Here is a 26,432-nt window from a genome sequence, read left to right on the forward strand (position 1 = left end):
AACCGGGTGAACAGGGCGCGCGGCAGCCACCCGCTCACGGCTGCGACGCGCCCCGCGCCTGAGGCACCGTGTCGTCTGCCTGCGTCCGCCGCGCGGCGTCCCGCTTCGCTCTCTCGTCGAGGAACCGCAGCAGTTCGACGGGGAAGGGCAACACCAGCGTCGAGTTCTTCTCGGCAGCCACCTCGACCACCGTCTCGAGCAGCCGCAACTGGAGCGCCGCCGGCGTACCGGCCATCGTGGCCGCAGCCTGCGACAGCTTCTCCGATGCCTGCAACTCGCCCTCGGCGGCGATGACCCTGCCCCGGCGCTCACGCTCGGCCTCCGCCTGCCGCGACATCGCCCGCTTCATGGACTCCGGCAGCGCGACGTCCTTGATCTCGACCCTGTCGATGTGGATGCCCCAGCTCGCGGCCGGGCTGTCGATCATCAATTCGAGCCCCTCGTTGAGCCGCTCGCGATGCGACAGCAAGTCGTCGAGCTGACTCTCACCGATCGTGCGCCGCAGGCTCGCCTGCGCCACCTGCAACATGGCGAACCGGTAGTTCTCCACACCGACGATCGCCTGAACCGGGTCGATCACCCTGAAATACACGACGGCGTCAACGCGCACGGTGACGTTGTCCCGCGTGATGCCGTCCTGCGCGGGCACAGGCAAGGTCACGACCTGCATGTTGACCTTGTGCATGCGATCGACGCCCGGCACGATCAGCGCGAGACCGGGTTCCCTCGGCAACCGCGCGACACGGCCGAACCGGAAGACCAGCCCTCGCTCGTACTGCCTGACGATGCGGATCGACGACGCCAGCAGCACGACCAGCGCGATGCCAACGACGACGAGGATGACGAGCAACGTTTCCATGATCGTCGCCCCGCTTTCCGCGGGGTCGCGCCGCCCGCCTCGCTCGTCCGGCGACGCGGCCCCGACCACAGTCGGGATAGTGTGATCCATGCTACCTCGCTCTCGTCCTGAGGGGCGGGACGTAGCCGGTGAGCGCCGATTACCGGCACGTAGCATGAGGACAGCAACCCATCAGCGACGAGAAGGTCGGTGCCGCAGCAGTGACCACCACACAAGAGCTTCCCAGCGTCGATGACGTGCGCACCGCGCTGAACGCCGTCAACGACCCGGAGATCCGCAAGCCGATCACCGAGTTGGGGATGGTCAAGGACATCTCCGTCGGCGACGACGGCGTCGTCACCGTGGCCGTCTACCTCACCGTGGCCGGCTGCCCGCTGAAGGACACCATCACGCGCGACACCACGGCCGCGGTGGAGAAACTCCCCGGTGTCACCCAGGTGCGCGTGGAGCTGGACGTGATGAGCGATGAGCAGCGCACCGAGCTGCGCAAGAAGCTGCGCGGCGACGTGGAGGAGCCGGTCATCCCGTTCGCGCAACCCGGCTCGCTCACCCGCGTGTACTGCGTGGCGTCCGGTAAGGGCGGGGTCGGCAAGTCCAGCGTCACCGTCAACCTGGCTGCCGCGATGGCCCGCAAGGGGTTGTCCGTCGGCGTGGTCGATGCCGACATCTACGGGCACTCGATCCCCCGCATGCTCGGCGCGAGCGACAAGCCGACCAAGGTCGAGAAGATGATCATGCCGCCTCAGGCTCACGGCGTGAAGGTCATCTCCATCGGCATGTTCACTCCGGGCAACACACCCGTGGTGTGGCGCGGCCCGATGCTCCACCGCGCGTTGCAGCAGTTCCTCGCCGACGTGTTCTGGGGCGACCTCGACATCCTCCTGCTCGACCTGCCGCCAGGCACAGGAGACATCGCCATCTCCGTGGCCCAGCTCATCCCCAACGCGGAGATCCTCGTCGTGACCACGCCGCAGCAGGCCGCCGCCGAGGTCGCCGAGCGGGCGGGTGCCATCGCATTGCAGACCCGGCAGCGGGTCGCGGGCGTCATCGAGAACATGTCGTGGTTCGAGACGCCGGACGGCTCCCGCATGGAAATCTTCGGCTCGGGCGGAGGCAAGGCGGTGGCCGAATCGCTGTCGAAGTCCGTCGGTGCCGAGGTGCCGTTGCTTGGTCAGGTCCCTCTCGACCCGAAACTGCGGGAACAGGGCGATGCCGGAACGCCGATCGTGCTCGCCGAGCCGGACGCTGCCGCGAGCCAGGTGCTCACCGAGGCGGCCGAGAAGCTGTCCGTCCGGGCGCGGGGCCTCGCGGGAATGATGTTGAACGTCAGCCCTGCGGGTCGCTGACACTTGCCGGCATCCGGCTGGCGGGGCCGGGCGGGAGCCCTCAGGTGGCGTCCGGGTCCACAGGTGGCTTCTCCCCCGGTTTCAGGGGTTCGGCCTGCTGTGGCGCGGACGCCGGGGCGCCGTGGACGCCGTGGACGCCGTTGCCGTTTACCGGGCCTGCCCCGTTGATGTTGTTGAGGCCCAACGGGTCGGGGTCCCCGTCGAACAGGTGCTCGCGCACAGCGTGTTTCGGATCGAAGTTGCGGAGATTCCGCAGGTCCTCGATGGGCTTGCGGAACTCCTCGAAATCCGTGCCCACTTCGTCGCGAAGCTGCTGGCGAGCGCCGGTGGCGAAATCCCTGACCTTGCGCACGGTCCGCCCGAGCCACGCCGCGGCTTCCGGCAGTCGCTCCGGTCCGAGAATGAACAGGCCCGCGACGATCAGAACCAGGATCTCACCCCAGCCAATACTGTCGAACACGCGACCAACCTCCGCCTCGAACCACGATGCGGTGAAAGCCTACCTCGTCAGTCTGAACCCAAGGTGACATCGACGGTCAGCTGCCGTCCATCTCGGACCACCTGGACGGGCACCGACTGACCGATGTCGTGTTTGCGCACGGCCACGGTGAGTTCGGCGGCGTTGCGCACCCTGCGGTCACCGACCTTGACGATGACATCGCCTTCCGCGATGCCCGCCCTCGCGGCAGGACCATTCTGGGCGACGTTGCGGACCTGCGCTCCCTGTGACGTGTTGGCCGAGACGGACGCGGCATTGACTCCGAGTGAGGCGTGCTTCACGGCGCCGTCACGCACGAGCGACTCGCTGATCTCGATGGCCTCGTTGATCGGGATGGCGAAGCCGAGACCGATGCTCCCGCCCTCGCCCGCGCTTCCCGCGGTGCGGATCATCGAGTTGATGCCGACCAGCGCGCCGGTGGAATCGACGAGGGCGCCACCCGAGTTACCGGGGTTGATCGCCGCGTCGGTCTGGATGGCGTCGTAGGTGACCGCCGGATCGCCGTTCTCCCCAGGTGCCGTGACCGGACGGTTCAACGCACTCACGATGCCCTCGGTGACCGTGTTCTCCAGGCCGAAAGGCGAGCCGATGGCCATCACGCTGTCGCCGGGTGCCAGCGCCTCGGAATCGCCGATCTGAATCACGACCGGGTTCTCCACAACGACCTTCACGACGGCGAGGTCCGTCTTCGGGTCCGTGCCGACGATGCGTCCCTGAGTCCGGGTGCCGTCGATGAACACCACCGTGATCTTCGCGTTCTCCGATCGGGACGCCTGCGACACGACGTGGTGGTTGGTGAGGATGTAGCCCTCCTCGTCGATGACGACGCCCGACCCCACTCCACCGGACTGGCCCGCCTCGACCTCGATGGACACCACGGCGGGGGCGACCTTCTGCGCGATCGCGGCGACCGAGCCGGCAGGCCGTTCCTTGGCCGCCTCCGCCTCGGTGATGTTCAGCTCTCCCCTCAAGGAGTCACCCGCGGTGGCGACGGCCCATCCCACAAGGCCGCCCGCCGCTCCCACCAGCAGCGCGACGACACCGAGCAGCGCCAGCGCGGTCGGTTTGACGCGACGGCCGAACAGCACCTCGGGAAGGCTCAGCAGCGGCCCTGTCGGGCGGCCGACTGTCTCGTCGGGTTTGCCGGGTTCCCGCGCGGCAGGCTGCCCCAGAACGGCAGGTGAGCCCGGATCACGCCACGGGTCGTCCTCACCAGTCCACAGCGGGTCCGCGGGCCCGGAGGTGCCGCCGGAGTCTCGCTCGCCCGATCGCTGCCCCTCGGGGCGTTGCAGGATGACGTCTTCCTCACCCGGCTGACGCCCGAACGCCTCGGCGAGCGACGGCGGAGGCGGCGCGGGCCTCGGCGGCTGCGAACGCTGTGCCGTGTCCGGTGAGTGCAGCAGGTCGAACGAACCGTCCACGCCTCGTGGCCTGCCGAACGTCGCAGCCAATGCCGGGTCCACCGACGGGCGCGTGATCGGGCGGGGTCGGAGACGATGCTCCTGAGGCCCGGACTCCTCCTGCTTCGGCGTCGCTCGTTCGCTCATTCTTCCCCGGTTGGACTGCTGTGATCACTGGGATCGCTCGGCGTGTGACCCTACGCCAAGCCTCCCACAGTGATGCTGCCCGCAGGCCGGTGAAGTCAGCGTGGGAACCCCGTCGGAGCGGTCTACGGCCCCGTCGTGACCGGTGCTGCGCTGCCGGAGGAGCTTGAGACCCCGGTGTTCACTGTGCTGTGAACGCCTGTAGGCGCGGGGGGCGTGCTGAGGGCCGCCGAGGTACCCGACGGTGTGGAGGGCGTGCTTTTGACTTCTCCGGTCGCGTAGGCAGCGGGGTGACTGCCCATTTTCGCGGCGGGCAGGACGTCCGTGCGCGGCGTCGCCGTGGACTCCGGGTCCGCCTCGACGGTAGGCCCCTCTCCTCCGCTGGTGGTGGCGACCAGCGCGAGCGCGCTGAGCACAAGGCCCGAGACGACGACTCCGGCACCCTGCGTGGCTCTCCGCCGGGCGGAGGACAGCCGGGGGCCGCTGCCCAGCACGTTCGGCGACGTACCGAGGGGAGTCGATGTGCCCAGCGCCCCTGGCGGGAGGCTGTCGCGCAACCCGGCGACCTGATCAGGGCGCTGGACGGCCATCACCTGACCGTCAGCCCCCACGGCCAGGCTGTCCGGCGAATGTGGCAGTTCGACTGTGTGCGGTATCTCGCACAGACTCGCGAGGAAACCGGCAGAGATGGCGGGTGTCCGCGCTTGGCGCACTGCGGCGCTGGCAGCACGCTGTGCGGCGACCTCGGCCGCACAGCGTGGGCAGCGGGCGAGGTGCGAAGCGGCACGTTCCTGCGCGCCGAGCGACAACTCCTGGTCCACGAACGCCACCACGGCGTCGGGCAGAAGATGGGATTCGGCCATCCCCCATCCCTTGCCAACCGTCATACCGTTGCCTCCTGTTTGAGCGCGCGGCGGCGCTCGAGGGAAGACTTCAGGGCCTGCCGGCCACGATGGATCCGGCTTCGGACAGTGCCGAGCTTAACGCCGAGCGTCGCACCGATCTCCTCGTAGGAGAGACCCTCCACGTCGCAGAGCACGACCGCGGCCCGGAACTCCGGCGGGAGTTCGTCCAGCGCGGCCTGAAGGTCGGGGTCGAGATGGGTGTCGGAGTACACCTGCTCGGGGCTCGGGTCGTCCCCGACGATCCGATCGGTGTCCTCGGGCAAACCCTCCATACGGACGCGAGCGCGACGACGCGCCATGTCGAGGAACAGGTTGGTCGTGATGCGATGCAACCAGCCCTCGAACGTCCCCGGCTTGTAAGACGCGAGCGACCGGAACACCCGGATGAACGTCTCCTGGGTGAGGTCCTCCGCGTCGTGGGCGTTACCCGTCAGCCGGTAAGCGAGCCGGTAGACGCGATCGGCATGTTGCCGGACGACCTCTTCCCAGGTCGGCGGTGTCCACGTGACCTCGTCCTCGACCGGAACCGGAGCGGTCTGCGTGCTGTCGTGTGGCAGCTGAGGCACCTCCATCGGCCCGTCCCCTTCACTACTCCACCCAACGTGGCGGCTATGACGGGAGTTCCCGCCATTGGCACCACAGTGTTACCCGCTTTCCTGTGGTTGTAGTGAAGTTCGTCTGAGAGCACCCTGAGAAACGTCGTGATCGTGGTCAGCGGCCGACCCGGATCATCGCTACCAGGTGCAACGCGCTTTTCACGCGGTCCCCGCAGCCCACCTCGTCGGCTGTCACGGCGGCCACACCCGTCAGTCCTGGACCGATCCTCCCGAGACGAACGGCACCTTAGGCTCTGTACTGGCCATGACGACCCACTGTGCCGCGCTAACCTCTGGCGCGTGAACTCCGAGACGCACATCACCGGTTGGGTTGATCTCGGCGAATTCATCGAGGCATACCTCCCCGAGGACGACGTCCTTGCCACGGCACGCCTCCGAGCCGAGCAACTCGGCTGCCCACCGGTGTCGTGCGCCACGGGTTCGACACTCAGTTTCCTGACGGCCTCGGTACAGGCCAAGGCCGTCGTCGAGATCGGCACCGGCGCCGGTGTCAGCGGCCTCTACCTGTTACGGGGGATGACGCCCGACGGCGTGCTGACCTCGATCGACATCGAGCCGGAGTTCCACCGCAGCGCACGGCGCTCGTTCCTCGACGCGGGTTATCCCTCCGGGCGAACACGATTGATCATGGGACGGGCCCTCGATGTGCTCTCCCGGCTCACCACGGGCGGCTACGACCTGGTATTCGCCGACGCCGCGCGGGTGGAGTATCCGGGCTACTTCGACCTCGGAGTCCAGCTGCTGCGTCCGGGCGGGGTGATCGCCTTCCACAATGTGCTGGCTGCGGGTCAGATCGCCGATCCGACCCGCAGGGAGCCGGAACTGCTGGCCCTGCGCGACGTGGCTCGCGCCGTTCGGGAGGACGCCCGCCTCGTTCCCACACTGCTGCCCATGGGCAACGGATTGCTTGTCGCCGCGATGACCACGGCCCACGCCTGACAACATGCTGTGTTCGTTCATGCCTCCACCGTAGCCCGAATTTCGAACATACGTTCGGACACGATGGAGTGAAACTGAAACTCCGGGGTGTCAGGGGTGTCAGCGCCGAGCCAGTGCCACCACACCCGCAGCCGCACATCCCAGCCACGCCACGACCGCGCCGACCAGCCACACCCAGCCCGCGTTTCCGAACACGACGCTGCCGAGGGTGCCGCCGACACTGCTCCCCACGTAGTACGCCAGCGTGTACAACCCGGACGCCGACGCTCTGGCCCGCGGCGGCGCCTCAGCGACCGCCCACCCGCTGGCGACGGCGTGCGCGGCGAAGAAACCACCCGTGAACACCACGAATCCCGCGATCACGACGACGAGCGAGTCCGCGACCGTCGCCACCGCTCCGGCGGCCGTCAGCGCGAGCGCGGCGAGCAGGCAGCGAAGCCTGCCGAATCGGGCAACCAGCCTGCCTGCCGTCGCCGAGGACACTGAGCCCACGGCGTAGCAGAGGAACACGAGAGAGGCGATGGCGGGGCTGAGATCGAGCGGCTCACCGGTGAGCCGGAAGGTCGCGGCGTTGTACAGGGCGACGAACGCCCCCATCGCGAGCAGCGCCACACCGTACTGAGCCAGCAGGACGGGTCTGCGCAGCCCGAGGAGGAACCCGGACAACACCGTGCGCATGCGGAGACGCTGCGGCCCCGCCCGCTCTCGCCGTGGCGAACGCGGCAGGGTCACCACAGCCACCGCCGCGCACAGCAGCGCGATTCCGCCCACGACGGCGAGCGCACCCGGCCACCCGAGCCACTCGGTGACTCCCCCTGCCGCGAGGCGCCCGAGCATGCCGCCCACCGTGTTCCCGGCGACCATGGCACCCACAGCGGCCGCCACTCCGGCCGGGCCGAGTAATTCGGCGAGGTAGGCGGCCGCGACGCCGGGAAAACCGGCGATGGCCACCCCCTGGAGCACTCGGAGCACGAGCAGGACGTCGAAAGACGGTGCGAACGGCAGCAGCAGTCCCAGCACGGCCGATGCCAGCACCGAGGCGACGATGACCGGCCGCTTGCCGACGAGTTCGGACAGGATCGCAACCGGCAGGACCGCCGCCGCGAGGCCACCCGTGCCCGCCGACACGGCGAGTGACGCCGCTCCCGGGTCGAGCCCGAACTCGGCGGCCAACTGGGGAAGCAGCGGCTGCGGCGCGTACAGCAGCGAGAACGAGCAGATCCCGGCCGCGGCCACCGACACCGTGACGCGGCGACCACTCACCTCGACGTGCGGCTCCCTCGCGGTCACATTCACACCGACCGACGGTAAGCGACGCTAAACTATGCGTCCAATACCTATATATGCCACGATCTATACGATGATGGATGAATGCGACGTCACGCGGCTGGCCGCTGAACTGGCCCCGGCAGCAGCACTGCTGCGTGAGGTGAAGCTCACCTCGAACATCACGAAAGCCGCCGCCGAACTGGGCATCCCCCAGCCGACCGCCAGCCGTCGCCTCGCCGCGCTCGGCGACGCGCTCGGCACTCCGCTCACCGTCCCGAACGGCAGGGGAATCCGACTCACCCGCGCGGGGCTTCTCCTCGCCGACGCGGCCGAGCAGGCCATCGGCGTCCTCGGACAGGGTGTGCGCCGGGTGCGGGAGGAGATCGATCCAGAGTCAGGGCACGTCGCACTCGGGTTCCTGCACCTGCTCGGACGTTCCCTCGTGCCCGGCCTGCTCCGTGACTTCCGGGCAGGTCACCCGCGAACCCGGTTCAGCCTCGTGCAGGGTTCCCGGCAGAGCATCGTGGACAGGCTGACCTCGGGCGACATCGACCTCGCGCTGGTGGCTCCTCTGCCCGCAGGACCGTCGCTGGACTCGGTGGTGGTCACCGATCAGGAACTGTTCGTCGCCGTGCCGGAGGACCACCCGCTCGCCGCGAGACCCACCGTCGAGCTGAGCGAACTCTCCAGCGAGGCGTTCGTGATGCTCGAACACGGCTACGGGCTCCGGCAGATCACCGACGACCTCTGTGCCGAGGCCGGGTTCACGCCGACGGTGGCCTTCGAGGGGCAGGAGTCGGACACGGTGCGGGGACTCGTCGCCGCTGGGCTCGGTGTCGCCCTGCTCCCCGCGTTCGAACCGCACCCGCCGTCAGGGGTGGTCGAGATCCCGCTCGCCCCGCGCGTCACTCGTGAGATCGGCCTGGTGTGGCCGTCTGACCGGCCGCTGCCACCCGCCGTGGCCGCGTTCCGCGAGTTCGTCCGCAACCGCACCAGCGGCGATCACTCGCTGCCGCTCGGCGGCGATCACTCGCTGCCGCTCGGCGGCGCAGGACGTCGAACGCGATCGGATTCGCCCCAGGCAGCTCACTCCCTGCCGCTCAACGGGCGTAGGAGGCCGTGAACTCCACGAGTGTCCTCGCGGCGAAACCCGTACCACCGGGCACCACCTCGGCGTAGGTTCCCTCCGCACGGGCCGGGCCCGCGATGTCGAGGTGCGCCCACGGAACATCGGCCGTGAACTCGCGCAGGAACAACGCAGCGGTGATACCGCCGGGACCGGGTGGGCACTGGCGGACGTCGGCGACATCGGCGCGAACGGCGTCGGCGTGCTCACTGGACAGCGGCATGCGCCACCACTGTTCCCCCACCTCGTCGCCTGCCGCGCCGATGCGCAAGGCGAGGTCGTCGTCGGTGGCGAAGAGACCGCCGGTGCGCAGGCCGAGCGCGACTTTCATCGCGCCCGTGAGGGTGGCGACATCGACCACGACGTCAGGCCGGTAGGTGGCGATCCCGTAGGCCAGCGCGTCGGCGAGCACGATCCGGCCCTCGGCGTCGGTGTTGTCGATCTGCGTCGTGCGGCCTCCGTAGTGGCGCACCACGTCACCGGGCCGATAGGAGGAGCCGGAGACGAGATTCTCCGCGGACGGCACGAGACCGGTGACCCGCACGGGCAGTTCCAACGCGGCGATCGCACGCAACGCCGCGATGACCGCACCGCCACCGGACATGTCGGTGCGCATGAGGTGCATGCCCTCCGCGGGCTTGAGCGACAGCCCACCGGAATCGAACGTGATGCCCTTGCCGACGAGCAGCAGGTGAGTGGTCGCGCCCTCCGGCCGGTACGACAGTTCGATGAGCCGTGGCGCGTTCGCCGAGCCTCCACCGACCGCGAGGATGCCGCCGAATCCGTGTTCGGCCAGCCACTTCTCGTCGCGCACGGTGACGGTGAGACCCCGCACGTCCCTCGCGACCGACTCGGCCGTGTTCGAGAGCCAGGCCGGTGTCTTCACGTTGGACGGCGTGTTGGCCAGGTCGCGCGCCAGTGCGGTGGCCCGGCCGAGTTCGCGGGCCCGCGACACCGCGTCCGCGAACTCGCCGACGTTCCCGACGTCACCGCCCGAACCGTCGGGAACCAGCAGCCGGACGGTGCGCACGCGTGCGGGCTTCTCGTCCGAGGTCACGCGGTAGCGGTAGCCGCCGAGGAGGGCTCCGGTGGCGAAAGCCGCGTAGTCACCGGCGAGGGCCGACTCGGGAAACCGCACCTGCACGGTCAACGGTGGACGGCCACCCGAGTCGGCCTCGACGTCGGCGTAGGACTGTGCGGCGCGCACGAACGCGGCGCCCGCCGCACGGAAGTGCCGTGGAGCGCCCTTGCCGAGTCCGACGACCCACCGGGGGCCTTCGGCGCCGGGCAGGACAGCGACCTCCCCTTCCTTACCGCCGAAACCCAGTTCGGCCGGCACGCCGGAAGGCAGGGAAGGCAGGGAAGACGCTGAAGCCACGGCCCCCTCGGGGACGAGCAACGCCTCGGGGGCTCCTCGCTTGGCGCGGCCTGCCACCTCCACGTCGATCAACCGCGAGGGGACTGACGGAAGCGGCGAACGCGGCATGCGATCTCCAGGCACTACGAATCAGGCCAGGTCGATCGGAATCGACGCAGGCTGGGTTGGAAGGGGAATTCAGCTGGTGGCCTGCTGAAGGGCCGCACCGAGGTCCTTGGCCTCCTCAGCCGTCAGCTCGACGACGAGACGCCCACCGCCCTCCAGTGGTACGCGCATCACGAGGCCCCGCCCCTCCTTGGTCACTTCGAGGGGACCATCTCCGGTCCGGGGCTTCATGGCCGCCATAGCGTGCTCCCTCCGTTACGAACCAGCGCGCCCGGGTCGCGCTCGTCAAAGCAACCGGGTCGTGACCATTGTCCCCCATGAGGAGTCGGCCGCGAACGTGGACCGATCTTAGCGGCGCGGGATCGCTGCTGGTATGCGCGCCGCGAGCCTGTCAGACTCGCGGGTCGAGAACGACAACGGAGGATTCGGTGACCGCACACCACAGCACACAAACGACCACGAACGCAGGAGGCGAGAGCGAGAGGAGCGCGGAGGACGTGCTCCTGATCGCCGACGCCGACGGCGTGCGAACCCTGACGCTGAACCGGCCGAAGGCGTACAACTCGCTCACCGTGGAGTTGAAGGAGCGCCTGTTCACGGCGCTGCGGGACGCGGCGGAGGACGACGAGGTACGGGCGGTCGTGCTCACCGGTGCGGGCAAGGCGTTCTGCGCGGGCCAGGACCTCAAGGAGCACGTCGGCATGCTGCGCTCCGGCGACAGCGCGCCGCTGCGGACCGTGTCCGAGCACTACAACCCCATCGTCACCACGATCGTGGACATGCCGAAGCCGGTGATCGCCGCCGTCAACGGCTCGGCCGCGGGAGCGGGGGCGGCGTTCGCCTACGCCTCCGACCTGCGCATCGCAGGGGCCTCGGCGAGTTTCGTGATGGCGTTCGCCGGGGTCGGGCTCGGGCCGGACTCCGGGGCGTCGTGGACGCTCCAGCGGCTGATCGGCCAGGGCAGGGCGATCGAGTTGATGATGCTCGCCCGCAAGGTGGACAGCGCCGAGGCGCTGCGGCTCGGGCTTGTCGGCGAGGTGGTGCCGGACGAGGAGCTCGCCGCCCGCGCCCAGGCCGTGGCCGCTCAGCTCGCGGCAGGCCCCACCAGGGCTTACGCCAAGGTCAAGAGCACGGTGGCTGCCGCGGCGTCGTCCTCGCTCGCCGAGGCGCTGGCCGAGGAGGACGCGGCGCAGACCGAACTGGGCCGCACGGCCGACCATCGGGAAGCCGTGGAGGCGTTCGTGGAGAAGCGCCGCCCCAAGTTCACCGGAAAGTAGGTCCTCCTGTGGTGTTTCCGCGCGGCTCAGCCCGCGCGGAAACACCCCGCGACGTGGTCGTCCACCATGCCCGTCGCCTGCATCATGGCGTAACAAGTCGTGGGCCCCACGAAGGAGAAGCCACGCTTCTTCAGTGCTTTCGCCATCGCCACCGACTCGGGTGTGGTGGCGGGGACGTCGGCCATCGTCCTCGGCCTCGGCCTGGTGCCGCGGTCGGGTGCGAACGACCACAGCAGCTCGTCGAGTGGCACGTCGAGCCGCGCGACGGCCCTCGCGTTGGCGATCGTCGCGAGGATCTTCGCCCTGTTGCGCACGATGGCAGTGTCGGCGAGCAGCCGTGCGACGTCGTCATCGCCGAAGGTGGCGACGTGCTCAGGAACGAAGCCTGCGAAGGCGCGGCGGAAACCCTCGCGCTTGCGGAGGATGGTCAGCCACGAGAGACCCGACTGGAACGCCTCCAGCGAGAGCCGCTCGAACAGCTCCGTCTCCCCCTGGAGAGGCACACCCCACTCGTCGTCGTGATACGCGGCGTAGTCGGGAGCCGTGTTGCCCCACGCGCAGCGGGCGAGCCCGTCGGTGCCGACCAATTCCGGGCTCACCCGCCCACCTCGTAGTTCTCCGCGAACGTCGCGAACGTCCGCATCGAGCGCCTCAGCGCCACCGCGAACGCCGGCCTCACCAGTAGCCACCCCAGCCTCCCCACAGGGCCGAACGGCGGTGTGAACTCCTCGGCCCATGTGAACACGCACCGCGTCGGCCCCTTCGCGTGCACGTGGAAGGTCCCCGTACCCCGCACCACCTTGCCAAGGTGGCGGACGGTACACCGCACCGGGGGCTCCCAGTTCGTGATCTCCATGGGATCGGTGACACCGACTCCCCCGACTCCGGTGAACGCCTCGAGCCGCGAACCGACACTGCGCCCGTTGCCCGAGACCACCCGCACGGTCGTGCCGAGGATCCACTCGCTCTGCCGCTCCCAGTCGGTGAGGGCGAGCCAGGTCGTGCCTGCCGGTGCCGCGACCTCCACCGACAGCGCGAGGTCACTCACGATGCACCTCGGCGTCGGCGCGATGAGCCTCCAGCTCGGCCACCCTGGCGCGCAGCAGGTCGATCTCCGTGCCGAGCCGCGACATCACCCAATCGACCTCCGACATCTTGTAACCCCGCAGCACGACCTGGAATCTCACGTCGTTGACGTCGGCGCTCGTGATGTCATCCGAGGGAAGGCGCGTGGGCGAACTCCCCGGCGGAAGCGGCGCCAGCTCCTCACCCCTGCCGAACACGAGCGAGGCCAGCAGGAACACCACGGCCGCCACCAGCAGCATCACGAGGAGGTAGATCAGGGCGGTGGTCACACCACGATCGTGACACACGCGCCGGGCCCGCGTGCGCTTCGCCAGCCACCCTCGGGCCGGGGGCTCCGCCGTGCGATCCTGGACGGCGACCGACACCGGGAGGGACCGTGTTACCACTGCTGATCAGGGGTACGCTCGCGCCGCTGGCCAGGCTCGTCTACCGCCCCGACGTCGAGGGCGCTGAGAACGTGCCGTCATCCGGACCGGTGTTGTTCGCGCCCAACCACAGGTCCGCGATCGACACGGCCGTGCTCTCCCTCGTCTCGCCCCGGCCAGTGCGCTTCCTCGGCAAGGCGGAGTACTTCACGGGAAAAGGCCTACGCGGCCGGGCCCTCGCCTCGTTCCTCTCCGCGCTCGGCTACGTGCCCGTCGAGCGCGGCAACGCCATGGCCGGACTCGCCGCGCTCGACGCGGCACGTGAGGTGCTCGAAGCGGGCGAGACCTTCGCGATCTATCCGGAAGGCACCCGTTCACTCGACGGCAGGCTGCACAGGGGACACACCGGCGTCGGCAGTCTCGCGCTCGAAACAGGGGCCACGGTGGTGCCCGTGGCCCTGAGTGGCACGGAGCGGCTGCTGCCGGTGGGCAGGAAGATCCCCCGGTTCGCCAAGGTCCGGGTGCGCTTCGGCGAACCGCTCGACTTCTCCCGCTACGCCGGACTCGGCTCGTCGCCCGCGATCCGACGGGCCGTGACCGACGAGATCATGTACTCGATCATGGAGTTATCGGGCCTCGAATACGTGGACCGCTACCACGAACGCCCCGCGTCCGAAGCGGCATGAGCGGCGTGAGCCGCGTGAACCGGCGGTGCCGTCTGCGATGCGCCGGTCAGCTCGCCCACTTGTCGATCGGCGTGTAGGTGTGCCGGGAGAAGGCGTCGAGCAGCGCCTCGGCGTCGTCGTTGACGATCACGAGATCACGGCTGCTCTCACCGAGGAAACCCTCGGTCACCATGTGGTCGAGGAACTCGGCCATCTTGGTGTAGTAGCCCCTGACGTCGAGCAGCCCGACCGGCTTGGCGTGCAGGCCGAGCTGCGCCCACGTCCAGACCTCGAACAGCTCCTCCAGCGTGCCCGCACCGCCAGGCAGCGCCACGAATCCGTCGGACAGCCGCGCCATCGTGGCCTTCCGCTCGTGCATGTCCTCGACGACGTGGAGTTTCGTGAGCTCGTGGTGAGCGATCTCGGCGCGCATCAGGTGCTTGGGGATCACACCGATGACCTCGCCACCCGCCTCAAGCGCCGCGTCGGCCACGACACCCATCAGCCCGACCTGGCCACCGCCGTAGACCACGCCGATGCCGCGTTCGGCGAGCAGCTTCCCCACCGCGGCGGCCTCGACCGCGTAGGCGGGGTCCTTGCCCGAGGACGAGCCGCAGAAAACGCAGAGCCGCTTCACTAGTGAGTGTCCTCCCATGCCTTGTATGCCTCCTGCACCACACCGACCGCGTCATCGACGTCGTCGGTGACGTGCAGCAACGCCATGTCTCGTTCGTTGATCTTGCCTTCGGCGAAGACAGTGCCGCGCACCCAGTCGTACAGCCCGCCCCAGTACGACGAGCCGAACAGCACGACAGGGAACTTCGTCACCTTCTTGGTCTGCACGAGTGTGAGTGCCTCGAACAGCTCGTCGAGCGTGCCGAAGCCACCGGGCAGGCAGATGAACGCCTGCGCGTACTTCACGAACATCGTCTTGCGCGCGAAGAAGTAGCGGAAGTTCACGCCGAGGTCCACCCACGGGTTGAGGCCCTGTTCGAACGGCAGCTCGATGCCGAGTCCGATGGACAGCCCTCCCGCCTCCGACGCTCCCCGGTTCACGGCCTCCATCGAGCCGGGGCCACCACCGGTGATCGCGGCGAAACCCGCGCCTGCCAGCGCGGCACCGATCTGCCTGCCGAGCTGGTACTCGGGGTGGTCGCGGGGCGTGCGGGCCGATCCGAACACCGTCACCGCGCGCGGAACCTCGGCCAGCGCGCCGAAGCCCTCGACGAACTCGGCCTGGATGCGCAGTACCCGCCACGGATCGGTGTGCACCCAGTCGCTGGGACCGCGCGAGTCCAGGAGGCGCTGGTCGGTGGTCGAGTCCTCCGACTGCCTGCTCCTGCGCAGGACGACAGGGCCACGGTGCCGTTCCGATGGGTGCTCGTCTGCGTTGTCGATGTCGGGCGTCACCTCGGTCACAGCGATCAGCGTAGAGTCACGTGGCCAGAAAGGTTCGAAGAACCTCGGCAACCGTGCGGATTTCCTTGGCCGCGACGTGCTCCTGCCGGGTGTGGGCCAGCGTGGGATCGCCAGGCCCGAAATTCACGGCAGGCATGCCCAGCGCGGCGAAGCGGGCGACGTCGGTCCAGCCGAGTTTGGCCGCCACCCTGCCGCCCGCGGCGCGCACCAGCTCGGCCGTCGCGGGTGAGGAAAGACCGGGTAGCGCGCCGGGAGAGGAGTCCACGACCGTGAGGTCGTAGCCTTCGAAAACCTTCCGCACATGTTCCTCGGCCTGCTCAGGCGTGACGTCGGGCGCGAAGCGATGGTTCACGGCGAGCACGGCCTCGTCGGGCACGACGTTGCCAGCGACGCCGCCGGAGACCCGCACGGCCTGGAGCCCCTCGCGATAGGTGAGCCCGTCGATGTCCACGACCCGTGCCTCGTATCGGGCGAGCCTGCGAAGCGGCTCCGCCAGCGCGTGGATGGCGTTGGTGCCCATCCACGCCCGCGCCGTGTGCGCCCTGACGCCGTCGAGGTGGATCTCCGCGCGCAGGGTGCCCTGGCAGCCCGCCTCCACGGCGGCGTTGGACGGCTCGCCCACCACGGCGAGGTCTCCGTGCAGCCACTCGGGCGCCTCCCGCTCGATGCGGCCGAGCCCGTTGCGTGCCGCCTCCACCTCCTCGCAGTCGTAGAAGACGAACGTGACGTCGTGCCTCGGCTGCGTCACGGTGGCCGCAAGGTGCAGGAACACGGCGTCCCCGCCCTTCATGTCCACGCTGCCGAGGCCGTGCAACAGCTCGTCGTCACCCGACCCGGTGCGGCGCGAGGGCAGGTTGTCGTTGACGGGAACGGTGTCGAGGTGCCCCGCGAACACCACCCGCCTCGCACGGCCCGTGTTCGTCCTCGCCAGCACCGCGTCGCCGTTTCGCACCACCTCGAGGTGGGGAGCCTGTCGCCGCAGTGCGTCCTCCACGGCGTCGGCGAGGGCTCTCTCCTCACCGGACACACTGGCGATGTCCACGAGTGCGGCGGTCAGATCGACGGGGTCACAGCGCAGATCGAGCGAGGGCATGACGGCACGGTAACCCCCACTGCGTACGGTGGAGGGGTGCGTACCCGTGTCAGTGTCGTCCTGCTCACCGCCACGTTGTTCGCGGTCACCGGGTGTTCCCGCGAGGCAGGCCCCACGCCGAAGAACTCACCGGACCCCGGGCCGGGCGCGCTCGCGGTGAAGATCCGCGCCTTGCAGGCGGACGACTGCTACCTCGCTCCGACGGAGGTGCGTTCGCCGTCGTGCGAGAAGTACGTCACGCAGCTGTCCAACGTGCCCGGCACGGCCCGCAAGTACGCGACCGGCCATCCCGGCCTCCGCGAGGCGGCCGACACGCTCGACGCCACCGTGCGCGCCTACCGGGGCAACAACTGCGCTGACGGCGGCGACGCCGATGTGTGCGCGGCCACGCTCACCGACATGGCCACGGCGCTGACGGGCCTGCACACAGAGCTGTCGGCGCTGCCCGACGTGGCGACGCGACCGAGGTGAGCGCGGGTTACCGTAGCGGCCGTGAGCACCGTGAGCACAGCTACCCCGAACCCTGAAACAACCGGCGCGACCGGTGTCGGCCTCGCCACTGTCACGAGCGACGGCACCGTGCTCGACACGTGGTTCCCTCAGCCGAAACTCGTCGAGGCGGGCGAGCCGGGGGGACGTGGCAGTGGTACCGAACGGTTGCCGCGGGAGCAGGCCACCGAGATCCTCGGCGCGGCGGCCACCGCTGTACTCGGCCGTGACGACGCTCGCGGCGTCGAGGTCGTCGCCGTGCGCACCACCATCGCGTCGCTCGCGGAGGCACCCGCCGACGCGCACGACGTGTACCTGCGGCTGCACCTGCTCTCCCACCGCCTGGTTCGCCCGCACGGCCAGAACCTCGACGGCGTCTTCGGCCACCTGTCGAACGTCGTGTGGACCAATCACGGCCCGTGCCCCGTCGAGGGTTTCGAAGCGACGCGCATGCGGCTGCGCGCCAGGGGCCCGGTGACCGTTCACAGCATCGACAAGTTCCCCCGGATGGTGGACTACGTGCTGCCCAGTGGCGTGCGTATCGGCGACGCCGATCGCGTGCGCCTCGGCGCCCACCTCGCGAGCGGCACCACCGTCATGCACGAGGGCTTCGTCAACTTCAACGCGGGCACGCTCGGCGCCTCGATGGTCGAGGGCCGCATCTCCGCGGGCGTCGTGGTCGGCGACGGCACCGACATCGGCGGCGGCGCCTCGATCATGGGCACGCTGTCCGGCGGTGGCAAGGAGGTCATCTCGCTGGGCGAGCGCTGCCTCATCGGTGCCAACGGCGGTGTTGGCATCTCCCTCGGTGACGACTCCGTCGTCGAGGCAGGCCTCTACGTCACGGCAGGAACGAAGGTGATCTTCCAGGGCCGCACGGTGAAGGCTCGCGACCTCTCCGGCATCTCGGGGGCCCTCTTCCGGCGCAACTCCGCCACCGGAGCGGTGGAGGCCGTCGAACGCACCGGCGCAGGCGTGGAACTCAACGCCGCCCTGCACGCCAACGACTGACACCGGCGAATGCCGTGAGGGCCGTGGGTCGCCGCCGAGGCACCCGCGGCCCTCGCCCCTTCTTCGGGGTTTTTGCTTGAACGTTCGCTTCTCCCTCAGTCATGTCACGCGCTGTGACGATGGCGGGGAGGACGTATCGCCCCGCTGCTGTGCGCCCGTACAGCACGACCACTCGGGTATATAGCGAGGTTCAGTCGGTGCGCTTCGGATGGCCGGTACCGGCATATCGAAGCCAGACGGTGCGGTTCTCCTCGTCAACGAGGTACCAAATCCGCCCGCCGCCGGTGACCTCGATCTGCCACAGGGGAAGCTCCCGACCACCGTGCCTGCCGACTGCGAGGTCGTATTTCAACCGATGGTGACGTAACGGTGAGAGCCCGGACAGTTCTCCCGGTTCGTGCCGCAGGAGGTCCCAGACCTTCCGCAGGTTGCCCGGTGCCGCTGGCAGCAGCTCCTGCCAGCCCCGGACGGCGTCACTGCTCGAAGACACGGCCTCGCTGACGAGCCTTCCGGCAGCACTGTGGCCGGGCAGCGGCTTCGCCACCCGGCCACGGTCGGTGCTCGTTACGGCCTCTCGCGCTACTCCGCGAGGCGTTCGGCTGCGGCGTTGACCCTCTCGTCGGTCGCCGTCAACGCCACCCTGACGTGCTCGCCGCCCCTCGGCCCGTAGAAGGTGCCCGGCGCGACCAGGATGCCGCGGCGGGCCAGCCAGTCCACCGTCTCCCGTGCGGGCTCGCCCCGGGTCGCCCACAGGTACAGCCCCGCCTCGGAGTCGTCGATATGGAACCCGGCCCGCTCCAGCGCCGGCCGCAGTACGGCCCGTCGCGCCGCGTAGCGGGCACGCTGTTCGCGCAACGCCTCGTCGTCGTTCAGCGCCACCGTCATGGCCTCCTGCACCGGCCTCGGCACGATCATTCCCGCGTGCTTGCGGACAGCCAGCAGACCGCGCACCAGCGTGGGGTCGCCGGTGACGAAACCGGCGCGATACCCGGCGAGGTTGGCCGACTTCGACAGCGAGTGCACGGCCAGCAGGTTGTCGAGGCTGCCACCGTGGACGTCGGGGTGCAGGATCGACACCGGGTCGGACTCCCAGCCGAGCGCCAGATAGCACTCGTCGGACACCACCACGGTTCCCCGTTGCCTCGCCCACTCGACGACCTTGCGCAGGTGCGCGAGTCCCAGAACCTTGCCGGTGGGGTTGGACGGCGAATTCACCCACAGCAGCTTCGGCCGCGCGGGACCGAGTGCGGTGAGCCCGTCCGTCCGCGCCACGGCGGCGCCTGCGAGGAGAGCACCGACCTCGTACGTCGGATAGGCCAGCTCAGGGATGACCACGGTGTCGCCCGCTCCGACCCCGAGCAACGTGGGCAGCCAGGCGACCAGTTCCTTCGACCCGATGGTGGGAAGTACCGCATCCGGCTCGATGCCCCACACACCGTGCCTTCGCCTCAGCGCCCCAACCGCCGCCTCCCGCAACGCGGGCGTGCCGTGCGTCGCGGGATATCCGGGAACATCCGACACCGAGGCGAGCGCGGCCCTGATGCTGTCGGCCACCGGGTCCACCGGCGTCCCCACCGAGAGGTCCACGATCCCGCCGGAGTGGGCACGTGCCGTCGCGGCGGGTTCGGCAAGGGAATCCCAGGGGAAGTCGGGAAGCGCGGGCCCTCTCATTCGCCCTGCGGGGGCAGGTCCTTGATCCACTGCGGGTCGTGAGCCGTCTTGCCGACCTTCGCGGCACCACCCGGCGAGCCGAGCTCGTCGAAGAAGTCGGCGTTGGCCTTGGTGTAGGCGGCCCACTCGTCCGGCACGTCGTCCTCGTAGTAGATGGCCTCGACCGGGCAGACCGGCTCGCAGGCCCCGCAGTCAACGCACTCGTCGGGGTGGATGTAGAGCATCCGCTCGCCTTCGTAGATGCAGTCCACGGGGCACTCGTCGATGCATGCCTTGTCGAGCACATCGACGCAGGGCTCGGCGATCACGTAGGTCACTGCTTGCTCCTGCTTGTCTTTTCGGTCTGGCCTTGTCGCCGGACAATCCGGCTGTTCCGCATGCGCATCCTATGCCGACGCCACGGCGGCGACGTCGGCGTGTTACTGAGTGAACACCGGATCGCGGCGAACCCTCCCCGCTGAACGCCGTCGCTGGTAGCTCCTTCATTGTGAACGACACCACCGGTATCGAGCACCTCTCCCGCGACGGCGGTGCTGCCGCCCCGTGGCGACCGGGCGGCGACACCGGACGATGTGAGTTGGCCCACTCGGCGGAGGTGCCGGGTCGCCGGTGCGCACCCGTCGAGGATTCCCCGTGGTCACCCCGCACGGAACTCCCCGGATTTGTGGAACACCACCACTGTCACGGCCGCGTCCCGTGCGAGGATCGGGCACCGGTAGCGCTCGAGTTTGATTCGAGGAAGAAGAGGCCAGCACAGTGAAGGTTGTCGTCGTCGTCGGCGGAGTGGGCGGAGCCCGGTTCCTCCTCGGGGTCAAGGCCGCGCTCGGCCTTCCCCCTGTCGGGGAGGCCGAATCCGCACACCGCATCACCGCGCTCGTCAACACCGGCGACGACGTGTGGATGCACGGACTTCGCATCTGCCCCGATCTCGACACCTGCATGTACACGCTCGGCGGCGGGGTTGACCCCGAACGCGGCTGGGGGCACGCCGACGAGACGTGGACCGTCAAGACGGAACTGGAGGCCTACGGCGCCGATCCGACGTGGTTCGCGCTCGGCGACAAGGACATCGCCACGCACCTCGTCAGGACCCGCATGCTGCGTGCCGGTTACCCACTGTCGGCTGTCACCGAAGCGTTGTGCGACCGCTGGAAGCCCGGCGTCCGGCTCCTTCCCGTGACCGACGACCGCGTGGAGACCCACGTCGTCGTGGACGATCCCGACGACCCCGGCCAGCGCAAGGCGCTGCACTTCCAGGAATGGTGGGTGCGGTACAAGGCCGCGCTTCCCGCGCACACCATCGTGCCCGTCGGAGCGGAGGAGGCCGAACCCGCTCCCGGCGTCCTCGCCGCCATCGAGGAGGCCGACGCCGTGCTGTTCGCCCCGTCCAACCCGGTGGTGTCGGTGGGCACGGTGCTGGCCGTGCCCGGCGTGCGGGACGCGCTGCGAGCCACCAAGGCAGGCGTGGTGGGTGTCTCCCCCATCATCGGCGGCAGGCCGCTGAGGGGGATGGCGGACGCCTGCCTTTCCGCGATCGGTGTCGAGACGTCGGCCGAAGGAGTCGGGAGGCACTACGGCTCCCGGCAGACGTCCGAGGAGGGGCTCCTCGACGGCTGGCTCGTCCACAAGGGGGAGTCGGTGGACGTGCCGGGAGTGGCGGTGCGCGCCGTGCCGTTGATCATGTCCGACGTGGAGGCGACGGCGGACATGGCGCGGGCGGCTCTCGATCTGGCCGGGGTGGACGGTGACTGAGGTGACTGAGCACGCGGCGGACCGGATCGAGATCCTCCCTGTCGAAGGGCTTCCGGAGTTCCGTCCCGGCGACGACCTGACCGGTGCCGTCGCCCGCACCGCGCCGTGGCTGCGTTCCGGCGACGTCGTGGTGGTGACGAGCAAGGTCGTGTCCAAGGTCGAAGGCAGGCTGGTGCGCGTCCCCGGCGACGCGGCCGAACGCGACGCCGAACGGCGCAAGCTCGTTGAGCGGGAAGCCGTGCGGGTGCTCGCCCGCATCGGCCGCACGGTCATCACGGAGAACTCCCTCGGCGTCGTACAGGCGGCCTCGGGCATCGACACCTCCAATGTGGACTCCGGTGAGATCGCGTTGCTGCCGAGCGATCCGGACGCCTCCGCGCTGGCACTGCGCAACGGCCTCCGGGAACGGCTCGGCGTCGAGGTCGCCGTCGTCATCACCGACACGATGGGCCGCGCCTGGCGCGTCGGCCAGACCGACGCCGCCATCGGCTCGTCCGGCCTTCGCGTTCTGCGGTCGTACGCGGGCGAGACTGACCGGCAGGGCAACGAACTCGCCGTCACCGAGATCGCCGTGGCCGACGAGGTCGCCGCCGCGGCCGACCTGGTGAAGGGCAAGCTGAAGGCCGTGCCCGTCGCCGTGGTGCGGGGACTGACCGTCGGTGACGACGTGCCCGGCGCGGCCACCGCCCGCGACCTCGTGCGCCCCACCGAGGAGGACCTTTTCCGCCTCGGCACAGCCGAAGCTCTCGCCCAGGGGCGCAGGGAAGCGGTGCTCACACGCCGCTCGGTACGCGAGTTCACAGCCGAGCGCGTTGCCCCCGAGACGCTGCGGCGTGCCGTCGCCGCAGCACTCACCGCGCCCGCGCCCCACCACACCAGGCCGGTGCGGTTCGGCTGGCTGCGCACGAGGGCCGAACGGGAGAAACTGCTCGACGCCATGCGCGAGGCATGGCGCGCGGACCTCGCGAGCGACGGGTTCACCGAGGAGCAGATCGCCCGCAGACTGAGCAGGGGCGACATCCTGTACACCGCACCTGAGGTGATCGTGCCGTTCCTCGTCCCCGAAGGAGCGCACACCTACCGCGACGACCGGCGCAACGACTGTGAACGCACGATGTTCACGGTGGCCGGTGGCGCCGCCGTCCAGGCACTGCTGGTGGCACTCGCCGCCGAGGGACTCGGCTCCTGCTGGATCGGATCGACAATCTTCGCCGCCGACACGGTGCGGCGCACGCTCGGGCTCGAAGGACACTGGCAGCCTCTCGGCGCGGTCGCGATCGGACATCCGGCGACCCCGCTGTCCCCACGGCAACCCCGTGACCTCGACGAAGGACTGGTGGAATGGTGAACGCGCTGCACGCCGACGCGACGGCGACCCTGGAGGCATGGAAACCCGGCGACGCGGCGCAGGAGTCACTGCGCCAGGGCTACCTTGGCTTCCTGGCCGCCCGCGAGGACGCCTGCTCGCGCTCGTGCGTGGCAGGGCATCTCACCGCGTCCACGGTGGTGCTCGACGCGAGGGGTGAGCATGTCCTGCTGACACTGCACCCCAGGGTGGGGCGCTGGCTGCAACTCGGCGGCCACTGCGAGCCGGAGGACACCTCGCTCTTCGCCGCGGCACTGCGGGAGGCCACGGAGGAATCCGGGATCGACGGCCTGACACTCGATCCCGAACCGGTGCATCTCGACGTGCATCCGGTGACGTGTTCGCTCGGCGTGCCGACACGGCACTTCGACGTGCGGTTCGTGGCGAGGGCACCCGAGGGAGCGCAACCGGTGGTCAGCGCCGAGTCCGACGACCTGCGCTGGTGGCCGGTCACCGAGCTGCCTCCGGAGACGGAGGACCTCACGGAACTCCTCGCCCGCGCACTCGACCGGTGAGGAAGCCGTGATCATTCGCCTCGAACCCGGGTCGGGGACACCGCCGTACGAGCAGGTCAAGTCGGAGATCTCACGGCAGATCCTGGACGGCGAACTTGCGGTGGGCACCAAGCTGCCCACCGTGCGGAAACTGGCGGCCGAACTCGGGATAGCCCCGGGCACCATCGCCCGCGCCTACCGTGAGCTGGAGGAGGCGGGGCTGCTGGAGACCAGGGGAAGGGCCGGGACGTTCGTCGGCGCCTCCGGCGATACGACGAGGCAGCGTGCGCGGGACGCGGCGTCGGCCTACGCCGAGCAGGTCCGCGCGCTCGGCCTCCCCCCGGACGAAGCCCTCGCCATCGTGAAAGCGGCCCTCGAAGCCTGACGGCCGGGCGTGTCCGCACCTCATGAACAGGTGTTGGCACCCCATGCACCCGTGTCCGCACTTCATGCACAGGCGTTGGCACTTGATGCACAGGTGTTGGCACTTGGTGCACAGGTGTTGGCAGGTGGTGCACAGGTGTCCGCACCTGGTGCGTGTGTGTCGGCTCCTTCGCACGTCTGCCGTCGCACCCGGTGCACAGATATCCGCAGCCCGTGCCCGTGCGCCGGCGACTCCGCGCAACCCGTACAGAAATGCAGGCGCACGTACAGCAAGTACCAACACACGTACGAGAGGTACCAACACACGTACGAGAAGTGCGGACACGGGTACAGGAAGTGCAGGCACTCGTGCAGGAAGTGCGGACACGGTCAGGGGACTTGGAGGGTGGCGTCCTTGAGGTCGGTGATCGCCATGTGGCCCGGCGCGTGGCTGATGGCGAAAGGGGGACGCGAGCGCATCACGGCGGCCTGGGGTGTCACGCCGCAGGCCCAGAACACCGGCACCTCCCCGTCCCTGACGTCCACGGCGTCGCCGAAATCGGGTTCAGCCAGATCGGCGATGCCCAGCGCCCCCGGATCGCCGACGTGCACGGGAGCACCGTGGACGCCGGGGTAGCGGGAGGTCACCCGCACCGCCGTCGCCACGGCCGCGGCGGGAACAGGGCGCATCGACACCACCAGCGGGCCGGCCATACCGCCTGCGGGCCTGCATTCGCGATCGGTCACATACATCGGCACGTTGCGGCCCTGCTCGATGTGCCGCACCGGCACTCCCGCCTCCACCAGCGCCGACTCGAAGGTGAAACTGCACCCGATGAGGAAGGACACGAGGTCGTCGCGCCAGAGATCCGACACGTCGGTGCGTTCCTCGACGAACTCGCCGTCGCGGTAGACGCGGTAGGCTGGCAGGTCCGTGCGCAGATCACCGGGGAAGATCGACGCCCGCACGTCGCCGGGTTCGGTGACGTCGAGCACCGGACACGGTTTCGGGTTGCGCTGAGCGAACAGGAGAACGTCGTACGCGAGCTCGCGCGGAACGCTGATGAGGTTCGCCTGCGTCCATCCTGGACAGAGCCCCGCCGTGGGGACCCGCACGCCCGAGCGGAATCGCTCCCTCGCCCGCTGCGGTGCCGGTCCTGGGTCCCCCTGCTCGTCATTCCATTTCGGAGTGTGCTGCCGTTCCGTCATGCCGCCTCCACGAATCGCACCCGCGTTCCCGGCCTCGCCTGCGCCGCCGCATCGACGTCGGAGGACACCACCACCGCGATGACCGGGTACCCGCCCGTGACGGGATGGTCGGCGAGGAAGAGCGTGGGCCTTCCCGTCGGTGGCACCTGGAGCGCGCCAGGCACCATGCCCTCGCTCGGCAGCTCCTCGGCACGTGCCCTGGCCAGCTCGGGGCCGTCCAGCCGCATGCCGATCCGGTTGCTGCGCGGTGTCACGTGATAGGGCTCGCCCAGCAGCGTCGGCAGCGCCTCCCGTGCGAACCAGTCGATGCGCGGCCCCGGCACGACCCGCAGGGTCAGCTCTTCGGCAGGCAGCGCTGGCACGGGCGCGAAGTCCACCGGTGGAGGCGGCAGGCTCGGCGTTCCCACGGGAAGGGTGTGCCCGGCTTCGAGCGGGGGCGGGCCGACGCCGGAGAGCACGTCGGTGGAGGCGGAGCCGAGCACCGGCTCCACGGCGAGACCGCCCCGCACGGCGACGTAACTGCGCAGCCCGCGTTCGGGCACTCCCAGCCGCAGGCACTCGCCCGCCCGCACACGCACGACGGCGTTGACCGCGCCGCCCCTGCTTCCCACGGCGACCGGGCACGGTGCTCCGGTGACGGCCACGGTCATATCGACCAGCGCCACGGCGGCGAAGCCGCCCAGCGTCACCTCGACGGCGGCGGCACCCTCGGGGTTGCCGACGAGCCGGTTCGCCAGTCGCAGTGCCGCGCGGTCGGCCGCGCCCGAGGCGCCGACGCCGATCCCTGCGAGGCCGGGTCTGCCGAGGTCCTGCACGGTGGCGAGCGGTCCCGTGGCGACGATCTCCAGTCCCGGGCCGCCTCGCGTGCTCACCCTGCCTCCACGAACCGCACCCGCACACCCGGCCGCAGCAGAGCGGGCGGCTCGCGACCGGTGTCCCACAGCGTCACCTCCGTGCGCCCGATCAACTGCCAGCCGCCCGGCGACGATCGCGGGTACACGCCGCTGAACGGACCCGCCAGAGCCACCGCGCCTTCCGGCACCGCCGTGCGTGACTCGGCGCGGCGGGGAATGTCGTGGGACCACTCGTCGGCGGTCAGGTATCCGAAGCCGGGGGCGAACCCACCGAATGCCACCGACCAGCACGCTCCGGTGTGCGCGGCGACGACCTCGCGGGGTGCGAGCCCGAGAAGACCCGCGACCTCGGCGAGGTCGTCGCCGTCGTAGGACACGGGAATCTCGACGACGTCCTCCCCGGTGTGGGAGGTGCGGACAGGCCGGGCGGCCCGCACAGCGCGCTCCACGGCGGCGCGGTCCAGCGTGCGGGGGTCGAATCGCACCAGCAGCGTCCTGGCCGCGGGCACCAGATCGACGACTCCGGGGGGAGAGTCGGCACGAAGGGCCGCGTGCAGGGCCGTGACCTGCGCGAGGTCGTCGAGTTCCACGAGCAGACCCGTGTCACCGCACGGCAGCAGGTGCATGTCACCACCTTCGTGTCGATCGCTCGACCGTATCGAATTGTTGAACAATCCTGCAAGACCCTTGTGCGGTCCCACTGATATCCTGCGGGACGGCGAAGGGGGAGG

General features: G+C 69.7%; 31 protein-coding genes. 11 read left to right on the forward strand and 20 right to left on the reverse strand.

The window, feature by feature from the left end; genetic code table 11:
• Positions 1-34: 34 nt before the first annotated feature.
• Positions 35-859, reverse strand: coding sequence for a slipin family protein (locus SACXIDRAFT_RS06535; protein ID WP_040922505.1), 825 nt, complete (start codon positions 857-859; stop codon positions 35-37).
• A gap of 200 nt (positions 860-1,059) precedes the next feature.
• Between SACXIDRAFT_RS06535 and SACXIDRAFT_RS06540 the strand changes: the two genes are divergently transcribed.
• A complete protein-coding gene (locus tag SACXIDRAFT_RS06540; protein WP_006237731.1) occupies positions 1,060-2,205 on the forward strand; it encodes an Mrp/NBP35 family ATP-binding protein in 1,146 nt (381 codons plus the stop codon).
• A 40-nt stretch (positions 2,206-2,245) separates the two neighbouring features.
• On the opposite strand, the gene tatB is transcribed toward SACXIDRAFT_RS06540, so the two are convergent.
• The 4 genes from tatB to sigE all read right to left on the reverse strand — a co-directional run bounded on the left by tatB (position 2,246) and on the right by sigE (position 5,725).
• A complete protein-coding gene (tatB, locus tag SACXIDRAFT_RS06545; RefSeq protein ID WP_006237732.1) occupies positions 2,246-2,665 on the reverse strand; it encodes a Sec-independent protein translocase protein TatB in 420 nt (139 codons plus the stop codon).
• A gap of 47 nt (positions 2,666-2,712) precedes the next feature.
• Entirely contained in the window at positions 2,713-4,251 is a 1,539-nt protein-coding gene (locus tag SACXIDRAFT_RS06550) for a S1C family serine protease (protein WP_198284304.1), read from the reverse strand.
• Positions 4,252-4,373: 122 nt separating this feature from the next.
• Complete coding sequence (locus tag SACXIDRAFT_RS06555) at positions 4,374-5,135, reverse strand: zf-HC2 domain-containing protein (protein WP_006237734.1); 762 nt, start codon at positions 5,133-5,135, stop codon at positions 4,374-4,376.
• Positions 5,132-5,725, reverse strand: coding sequence for an RNA polymerase sigma factor SigE (gene sigE, locus SACXIDRAFT_RS06560; RefSeq protein WP_006237736.1), 594 nt, complete (start codon positions 5,723-5,725; stop codon positions 5,132-5,134). The genes SACXIDRAFT_RS06555 and sigE overlap by 4 nt, the downstream gene beginning before the upstream one ends.
• Before the next feature lie 324 nt (positions 5,726-6,049).
• Between sigE and SACXIDRAFT_RS06565 the strand changes: the two genes are divergently transcribed.
• A complete protein-coding gene (locus tag SACXIDRAFT_RS06565; RefSeq protein WP_006237737.1) occupies positions 6,050-6,709 on the forward strand; it encodes an O-methyltransferase in 660 nt (219 codons plus the stop codon).
• A 99-nt stretch (positions 6,710-6,808) separates the two neighbouring features.
• On the opposite strand, the gene SACXIDRAFT_RS06570 is transcribed toward SACXIDRAFT_RS06565, so the two are convergent.
• On the reverse strand, positions 6,809-8,005 hold the full coding sequence (locus tag SACXIDRAFT_RS06570) for an MFS transporter (RefSeq protein ID WP_006237738.1): 1,197 nt from the start codon (positions 8,003-8,005) through the stop codon (positions 6,809-6,811).
• A 67-nt stretch (positions 8,006-8,072) separates the two neighbouring features.
• Between SACXIDRAFT_RS06570 and SACXIDRAFT_RS06575 the strand changes: the two genes are divergently transcribed.
• Positions 8,073-9,101, forward strand: coding sequence for a LysR family transcriptional regulator (locus SACXIDRAFT_RS06575; RefSeq protein ID WP_083840072.1), 1,029 nt, complete (start codon positions 8,073-8,075; stop codon positions 9,099-9,101).
• Here the strand turns inward: SACXIDRAFT_RS06575 and SACXIDRAFT_RS06580 are convergent.
• Together SACXIDRAFT_RS06580 and SACXIDRAFT_RS22275 are read right to left on the reverse strand one after the other, a co-directional pair.
• On the reverse strand, positions 9,079-10,590 hold the full coding sequence (locus SACXIDRAFT_RS06580) for a leucyl aminopeptidase family protein (protein ID WP_006237740.1): 1,512 nt from the start codon (positions 10,588-10,590) through the stop codon (positions 9,079-9,081). The two genes, SACXIDRAFT_RS06575 and SACXIDRAFT_RS06580, sit on opposite strands and share 23 nt — an antisense overlap.
• A gap of 69 nt (positions 10,591-10,659) precedes the next feature.
• Positions 10,660-10,827, reverse strand: a complete 168-nt coding sequence (locus SACXIDRAFT_RS22275; protein WP_005453727.1) for a DUF3117 domain-containing protein — start codon at positions 10,825-10,827, stop codon at positions 10,660-10,662.
• Between the two features lie 188 nt (positions 10,828-11,015).
• Here SACXIDRAFT_RS22275 and SACXIDRAFT_RS06585 point away from each other — a divergent pair, with 188 nt between their 5' ends.
• Positions 11,016-11,864, forward strand: a complete 849-nt coding sequence (locus tag SACXIDRAFT_RS06585) for an enoyl-CoA hydratase-related protein (protein ID WP_006237741.1) — start codon at positions 11,016-11,018, stop codon at positions 11,862-11,864.
• A gap of 26 nt (positions 11,865-11,890) precedes the next feature.
• Here the strand turns inward: SACXIDRAFT_RS06585 and SACXIDRAFT_RS06590 are convergent, their stop codons facing one another.
• The 3 genes from SACXIDRAFT_RS06590 to SACXIDRAFT_RS06600 are packed head-to-tail and all read right to left on the reverse strand — an operon-like array spanning position 11,891 to position 13,219.
• Positions 11,891-12,463, reverse strand: coding sequence for a DNA-3-methyladenine glycosylase I (locus tag SACXIDRAFT_RS06590; protein WP_006237742.1), 573 nt, complete (start codon positions 12,461-12,463; stop codon positions 11,891-11,893).
• Positions 12,460-12,912 carry an SRPBCC family protein gene (locus tag SACXIDRAFT_RS06595; protein WP_006237743.1) on the reverse strand — a complete coding sequence of 151 codons (453 nt, stop codon included), beginning with the start codon at positions 12,910-12,912 and terminating at the stop codon, positions 12,460-12,462. The genes SACXIDRAFT_RS06590 and SACXIDRAFT_RS06595 overlap by 4 nt, the downstream gene beginning before the upstream one ends.
• The gene (locus SACXIDRAFT_RS06600; RefSeq protein WP_040922509.1) at positions 12,905-13,219 is read right to left on the reverse strand and encodes a DivIVA domain-containing protein; all 315 of its coding nucleotides are present in this window, start codon (positions 13,217-13,219) and stop codon (positions 12,905-12,907) included. The genes SACXIDRAFT_RS06595 and SACXIDRAFT_RS06600 overlap by 8 nt, the downstream gene beginning before the upstream one ends.
• Positions 13,220-13,326: 107 nt before the next feature.
• Here SACXIDRAFT_RS06600 and SACXIDRAFT_RS06605 point away from each other — a divergent pair, with 107 nt between their 5' ends.
• Entirely contained in the window at positions 13,327-14,001 is a 675-nt protein-coding gene (locus SACXIDRAFT_RS06605; RefSeq protein ID WP_006237745.1) for a lysophospholipid acyltransferase family protein, read from the forward strand.
• 46 nt (positions 14,002-14,047) lie between these two features.
• Here the strand turns inward: SACXIDRAFT_RS06605 and SACXIDRAFT_RS06610 are convergent, their stop codons facing one another.
• The 3 genes from SACXIDRAFT_RS06610 to dapE are packed head-to-tail and all read right to left on the reverse strand — an operon-like array spanning position 14,048 to position 16,492.
• Entirely contained in the window at positions 14,048-14,635 is a 588-nt protein-coding gene (locus tag SACXIDRAFT_RS06610; RefSeq protein WP_006237746.1) for an LOG family protein, read from the reverse strand.
• Positions 14,617-15,399, reverse strand: a complete 783-nt coding sequence (locus SACXIDRAFT_RS06615) for an LOG family protein (protein WP_006237747.1) — start codon at positions 15,397-15,399, stop codon at positions 14,617-14,619. The genes SACXIDRAFT_RS06610 and SACXIDRAFT_RS06615 overlap by 19 nt, the downstream gene beginning before the upstream one ends.
• A gap of 16 nt (positions 15,400-15,415) precedes the next feature.
• On the reverse strand, positions 15,416-16,492 hold the full coding sequence (dapE, locus tag SACXIDRAFT_RS06620) for a succinyl-diaminopimelate desuccinylase (RefSeq protein WP_006237748.1): 1,077 nt from the start codon (positions 16,490-16,492) through the stop codon (positions 15,416-15,418).
• 36 nt (positions 16,493-16,528) lie between these two features.
• On the opposite strand from dapE, the gene SACXIDRAFT_RS06625 reads away from it, so the two are divergent.
• Positions 16,529-16,963 (forward strand): hypothetical protein, encoded by a 435-nt coding sequence (locus SACXIDRAFT_RS06625; RefSeq protein WP_006237749.1) that lies wholly within the window; start codon positions 16,529-16,531, stop codon positions 16,961-16,963.
• 30 nt (positions 16,964-16,993) lie between these two features.
• A complete protein-coding gene (dapD, locus tag SACXIDRAFT_RS06630; RefSeq protein WP_040922510.1) occupies positions 16,994-17,992 on the forward strand; it encodes a 2,3,4,5-tetrahydropyridine-2,6-dicarboxylate N-succinyltransferase in 999 nt (332 codons plus the stop codon).
• A 190-nt stretch (positions 17,993-18,182) separates the two neighbouring features.
• Here the strand turns inward: dapD and SACXIDRAFT_RS23525 are convergent, their stop codons facing one another.
• From SACXIDRAFT_RS23525 to fdxA, 3 genes are read right to left on the reverse strand one after another with little or no spacing between them, the layout of a single operon-like run.
• A complete protein-coding gene (locus SACXIDRAFT_RS23525) occupies positions 18,183-18,536 on the reverse strand; it encodes a hypothetical protein (RefSeq protein ID WP_006237751.1) in 354 nt (117 codons plus the stop codon).
• A gap of 35 nt (positions 18,537-18,571) precedes the next feature.
• The gene (dapC, locus tag SACXIDRAFT_RS06640) at positions 18,572-19,663 is read right to left on the reverse strand and encodes a succinyldiaminopimelate transaminase (RefSeq protein ID WP_006237752.1); all 1,092 of its coding nucleotides are present in this window, start codon (positions 19,661-19,663) and stop codon (positions 18,572-18,574) included.
• Positions 19,660-19,980, reverse strand: a complete 321-nt coding sequence (gene fdxA / locus SACXIDRAFT_RS06645) for a ferredoxin (RefSeq protein WP_006237753.1) — start codon at positions 19,978-19,980, stop codon at positions 19,660-19,662. The genes dapC and fdxA overlap by 4 nt, the downstream gene beginning before the upstream one ends.
• Positions 19,981-20,419: 439 nt before the next feature.
• Between fdxA and cofD the strand changes: the two genes are divergently transcribed.
• From cofD to SACXIDRAFT_RS06665, 4 genes are read left to right on the forward strand one after another with little or no spacing between them, the layout of a single operon-like run.
• Positions 20,420-21,415, forward strand: coding sequence for a 2-phospho-L-lactate transferase (gene cofD / locus SACXIDRAFT_RS06650; RefSeq protein WP_006237754.1), 996 nt, complete (start codon positions 20,420-20,422; stop codon positions 21,413-21,415).
• 1 nt (position 21,416) lies between these two features.
• Complete coding sequence (locus SACXIDRAFT_RS06655; protein WP_006237755.1) at positions 21,417-22,763, forward strand: coenzyme F420-0:L-glutamate ligase; 1,347 nt, start codon at positions 21,417-21,419, stop codon at positions 22,761-22,763.
• Complete coding sequence (locus SACXIDRAFT_RS06660) at positions 22,757-23,296, forward strand: NUDIX hydrolase (protein ID WP_006237756.1); 540 nt, start codon at positions 22,757-22,759, stop codon at positions 23,294-23,296. Before SACXIDRAFT_RS06655 ends, SACXIDRAFT_RS06660 begins: the two co-directional genes overlap by 7 nt.
• Before the next feature lie 7 nt (positions 23,297-23,303).
• Positions 23,304-23,660 (forward strand): GntR family transcriptional regulator, encoded by a 357-nt coding sequence (locus SACXIDRAFT_RS06665; RefSeq protein ID WP_006237757.1) that lies wholly within the window; start codon positions 23,304-23,306, stop codon positions 23,658-23,660.
• A 368-nt stretch (positions 23,661-24,028) separates the two neighbouring features.
• On the opposite strand, the gene SACXIDRAFT_RS06670 is transcribed toward SACXIDRAFT_RS06665, so the two are convergent.
• From SACXIDRAFT_RS06670 to SACXIDRAFT_RS06680, 3 genes are read right to left on the reverse strand one after another with little or no spacing between them, the layout of a single operon-like run.
• Positions 24,029-24,847: a putative hydro-lyase gene (locus tag SACXIDRAFT_RS06670; protein ID WP_006237758.1), complete on the reverse strand. Its 819-nt coding sequence runs from the start codon at positions 24,845-24,847 to the stop codon at positions 24,029-24,031.
• Positions 24,844-25,719, reverse strand: a complete 876-nt coding sequence (locus SACXIDRAFT_RS06675; protein WP_006237759.1) for a 5-oxoprolinase subunit C family protein — start codon at positions 25,717-25,719, stop codon at positions 24,844-24,846. Before SACXIDRAFT_RS06675 ends, SACXIDRAFT_RS06670 begins: the two co-directional genes overlap by 4 nt.
• The gene (locus SACXIDRAFT_RS06680) at positions 25,716-26,327 is read right to left on the reverse strand and encodes a 5-oxoprolinase subunit B family protein (protein WP_006237760.1); all 612 of its coding nucleotides are present in this window, start codon (positions 26,325-26,327) and stop codon (positions 25,716-25,718) included. The genes SACXIDRAFT_RS06675 and SACXIDRAFT_RS06680 overlap by 4 nt, the downstream gene beginning before the upstream one ends.
• Positions 26,328-26,432: the final 105 nt, after the last annotated feature.

The sequence above is a fragment of the Saccharomonospora xinjiangensis XJ-54 genome, assembly GCF_000258175.1.
Classification (GTDB): domain Bacteria; phylum Actinomycetota; class Actinomycetes; order Mycobacteriales; family Pseudonocardiaceae; genus Saccharomonospora; species Saccharomonospora xinjiangensis.

Excerpts from the sequence above, each read along its gene's own strand:
- SACXIDRAFT_RS06535 (WP_040922505.1), bottom strand. The coding sequence starts at position 859 with ATGGAAACGTTGCTCGTCATCCTCGTCGTCGTTGGCATCGCGCTGGTC.
- SACXIDRAFT_RS06550 (WP_198284304.1), bottom strand. The coding sequence starts at position 4,251 with ATGAGCGAACGAGCGACGCCGAAGCAGGAGGAGTCCGGGCCTCAGGAG.
- SACXIDRAFT_RS06555 (WP_006237734.1), bottom strand. The coding sequence starts at position 5,135 with ATGACGGTTGGCAAGGGATGGGGGATGGCCGAATCCCATCTTCTGCCC.
- sigE (WP_006237736.1), bottom strand. The coding sequence starts at position 5,725 with ATGGAGGTGCCTCAGCTGCCACACGACAGCACGCAGACCGCTCCGGTT.
- SACXIDRAFT_RS06575 (WP_083840072.1), top strand. The coding sequence starts at position 8,073 with ATGGATGAATGCGACGTCACGCGGCTGGCCGCTGAACTGGCCCCGGCA.
- SACXIDRAFT_RS06580 (WP_006237740.1), bottom strand. The coding sequence starts at position 10,590 with ATGCCGCGTTCGCCGCTTCCGTCAGTCCCCTCGCGGTTGATCGACGTG.
- SACXIDRAFT_RS22275 (WP_005453727.1), bottom strand. The coding sequence starts at position 10,827 with ATGGCGGCCATGAAGCCCCGGACCGGAGATGGTCCCCTCGAAGTGACC.
- SACXIDRAFT_RS06610 (WP_006237746.1), bottom strand. The coding sequence starts at position 14,635 with ATGGGAGGACACTCACTAGTGAAGCGGCTCTGCGTTTTCTGCGGCTCG.
- dapE (WP_006237748.1), bottom strand. The coding sequence starts at position 16,492 with ATGCCCTCGCTCGATCTGCGCTGTGACCCCGTCGATCTGACCGCCGCA.
- dapC (WP_006237752.1), bottom strand. The coding sequence starts at position 19,663 with ATGAGAGGGCCCGCGCTTCCCGACTTCCCCTGGGATTCCCTTGCCGAA.
- SACXIDRAFT_RS06660 (WP_006237756.1), top strand. The coding sequence starts at position 22,757 with ATGGTGAACGCGCTGCACGCCGACGCGACGGCGACCCTGGAGGCATGG.
- SACXIDRAFT_RS06670 (WP_006237758.1), bottom strand. The coding sequence starts at position 24,847 with ATGACGGAACGGCAGCACACTCCGAAATGGAATGACGAGCAGGGGGAC.
- SACXIDRAFT_RS06680 (WP_006237760.1), bottom strand. The coding sequence starts at position 26,327 with ATGCACCTGCTGCCGTGCGGTGACACGGGTCTGCTCGTGGAACTCGAC.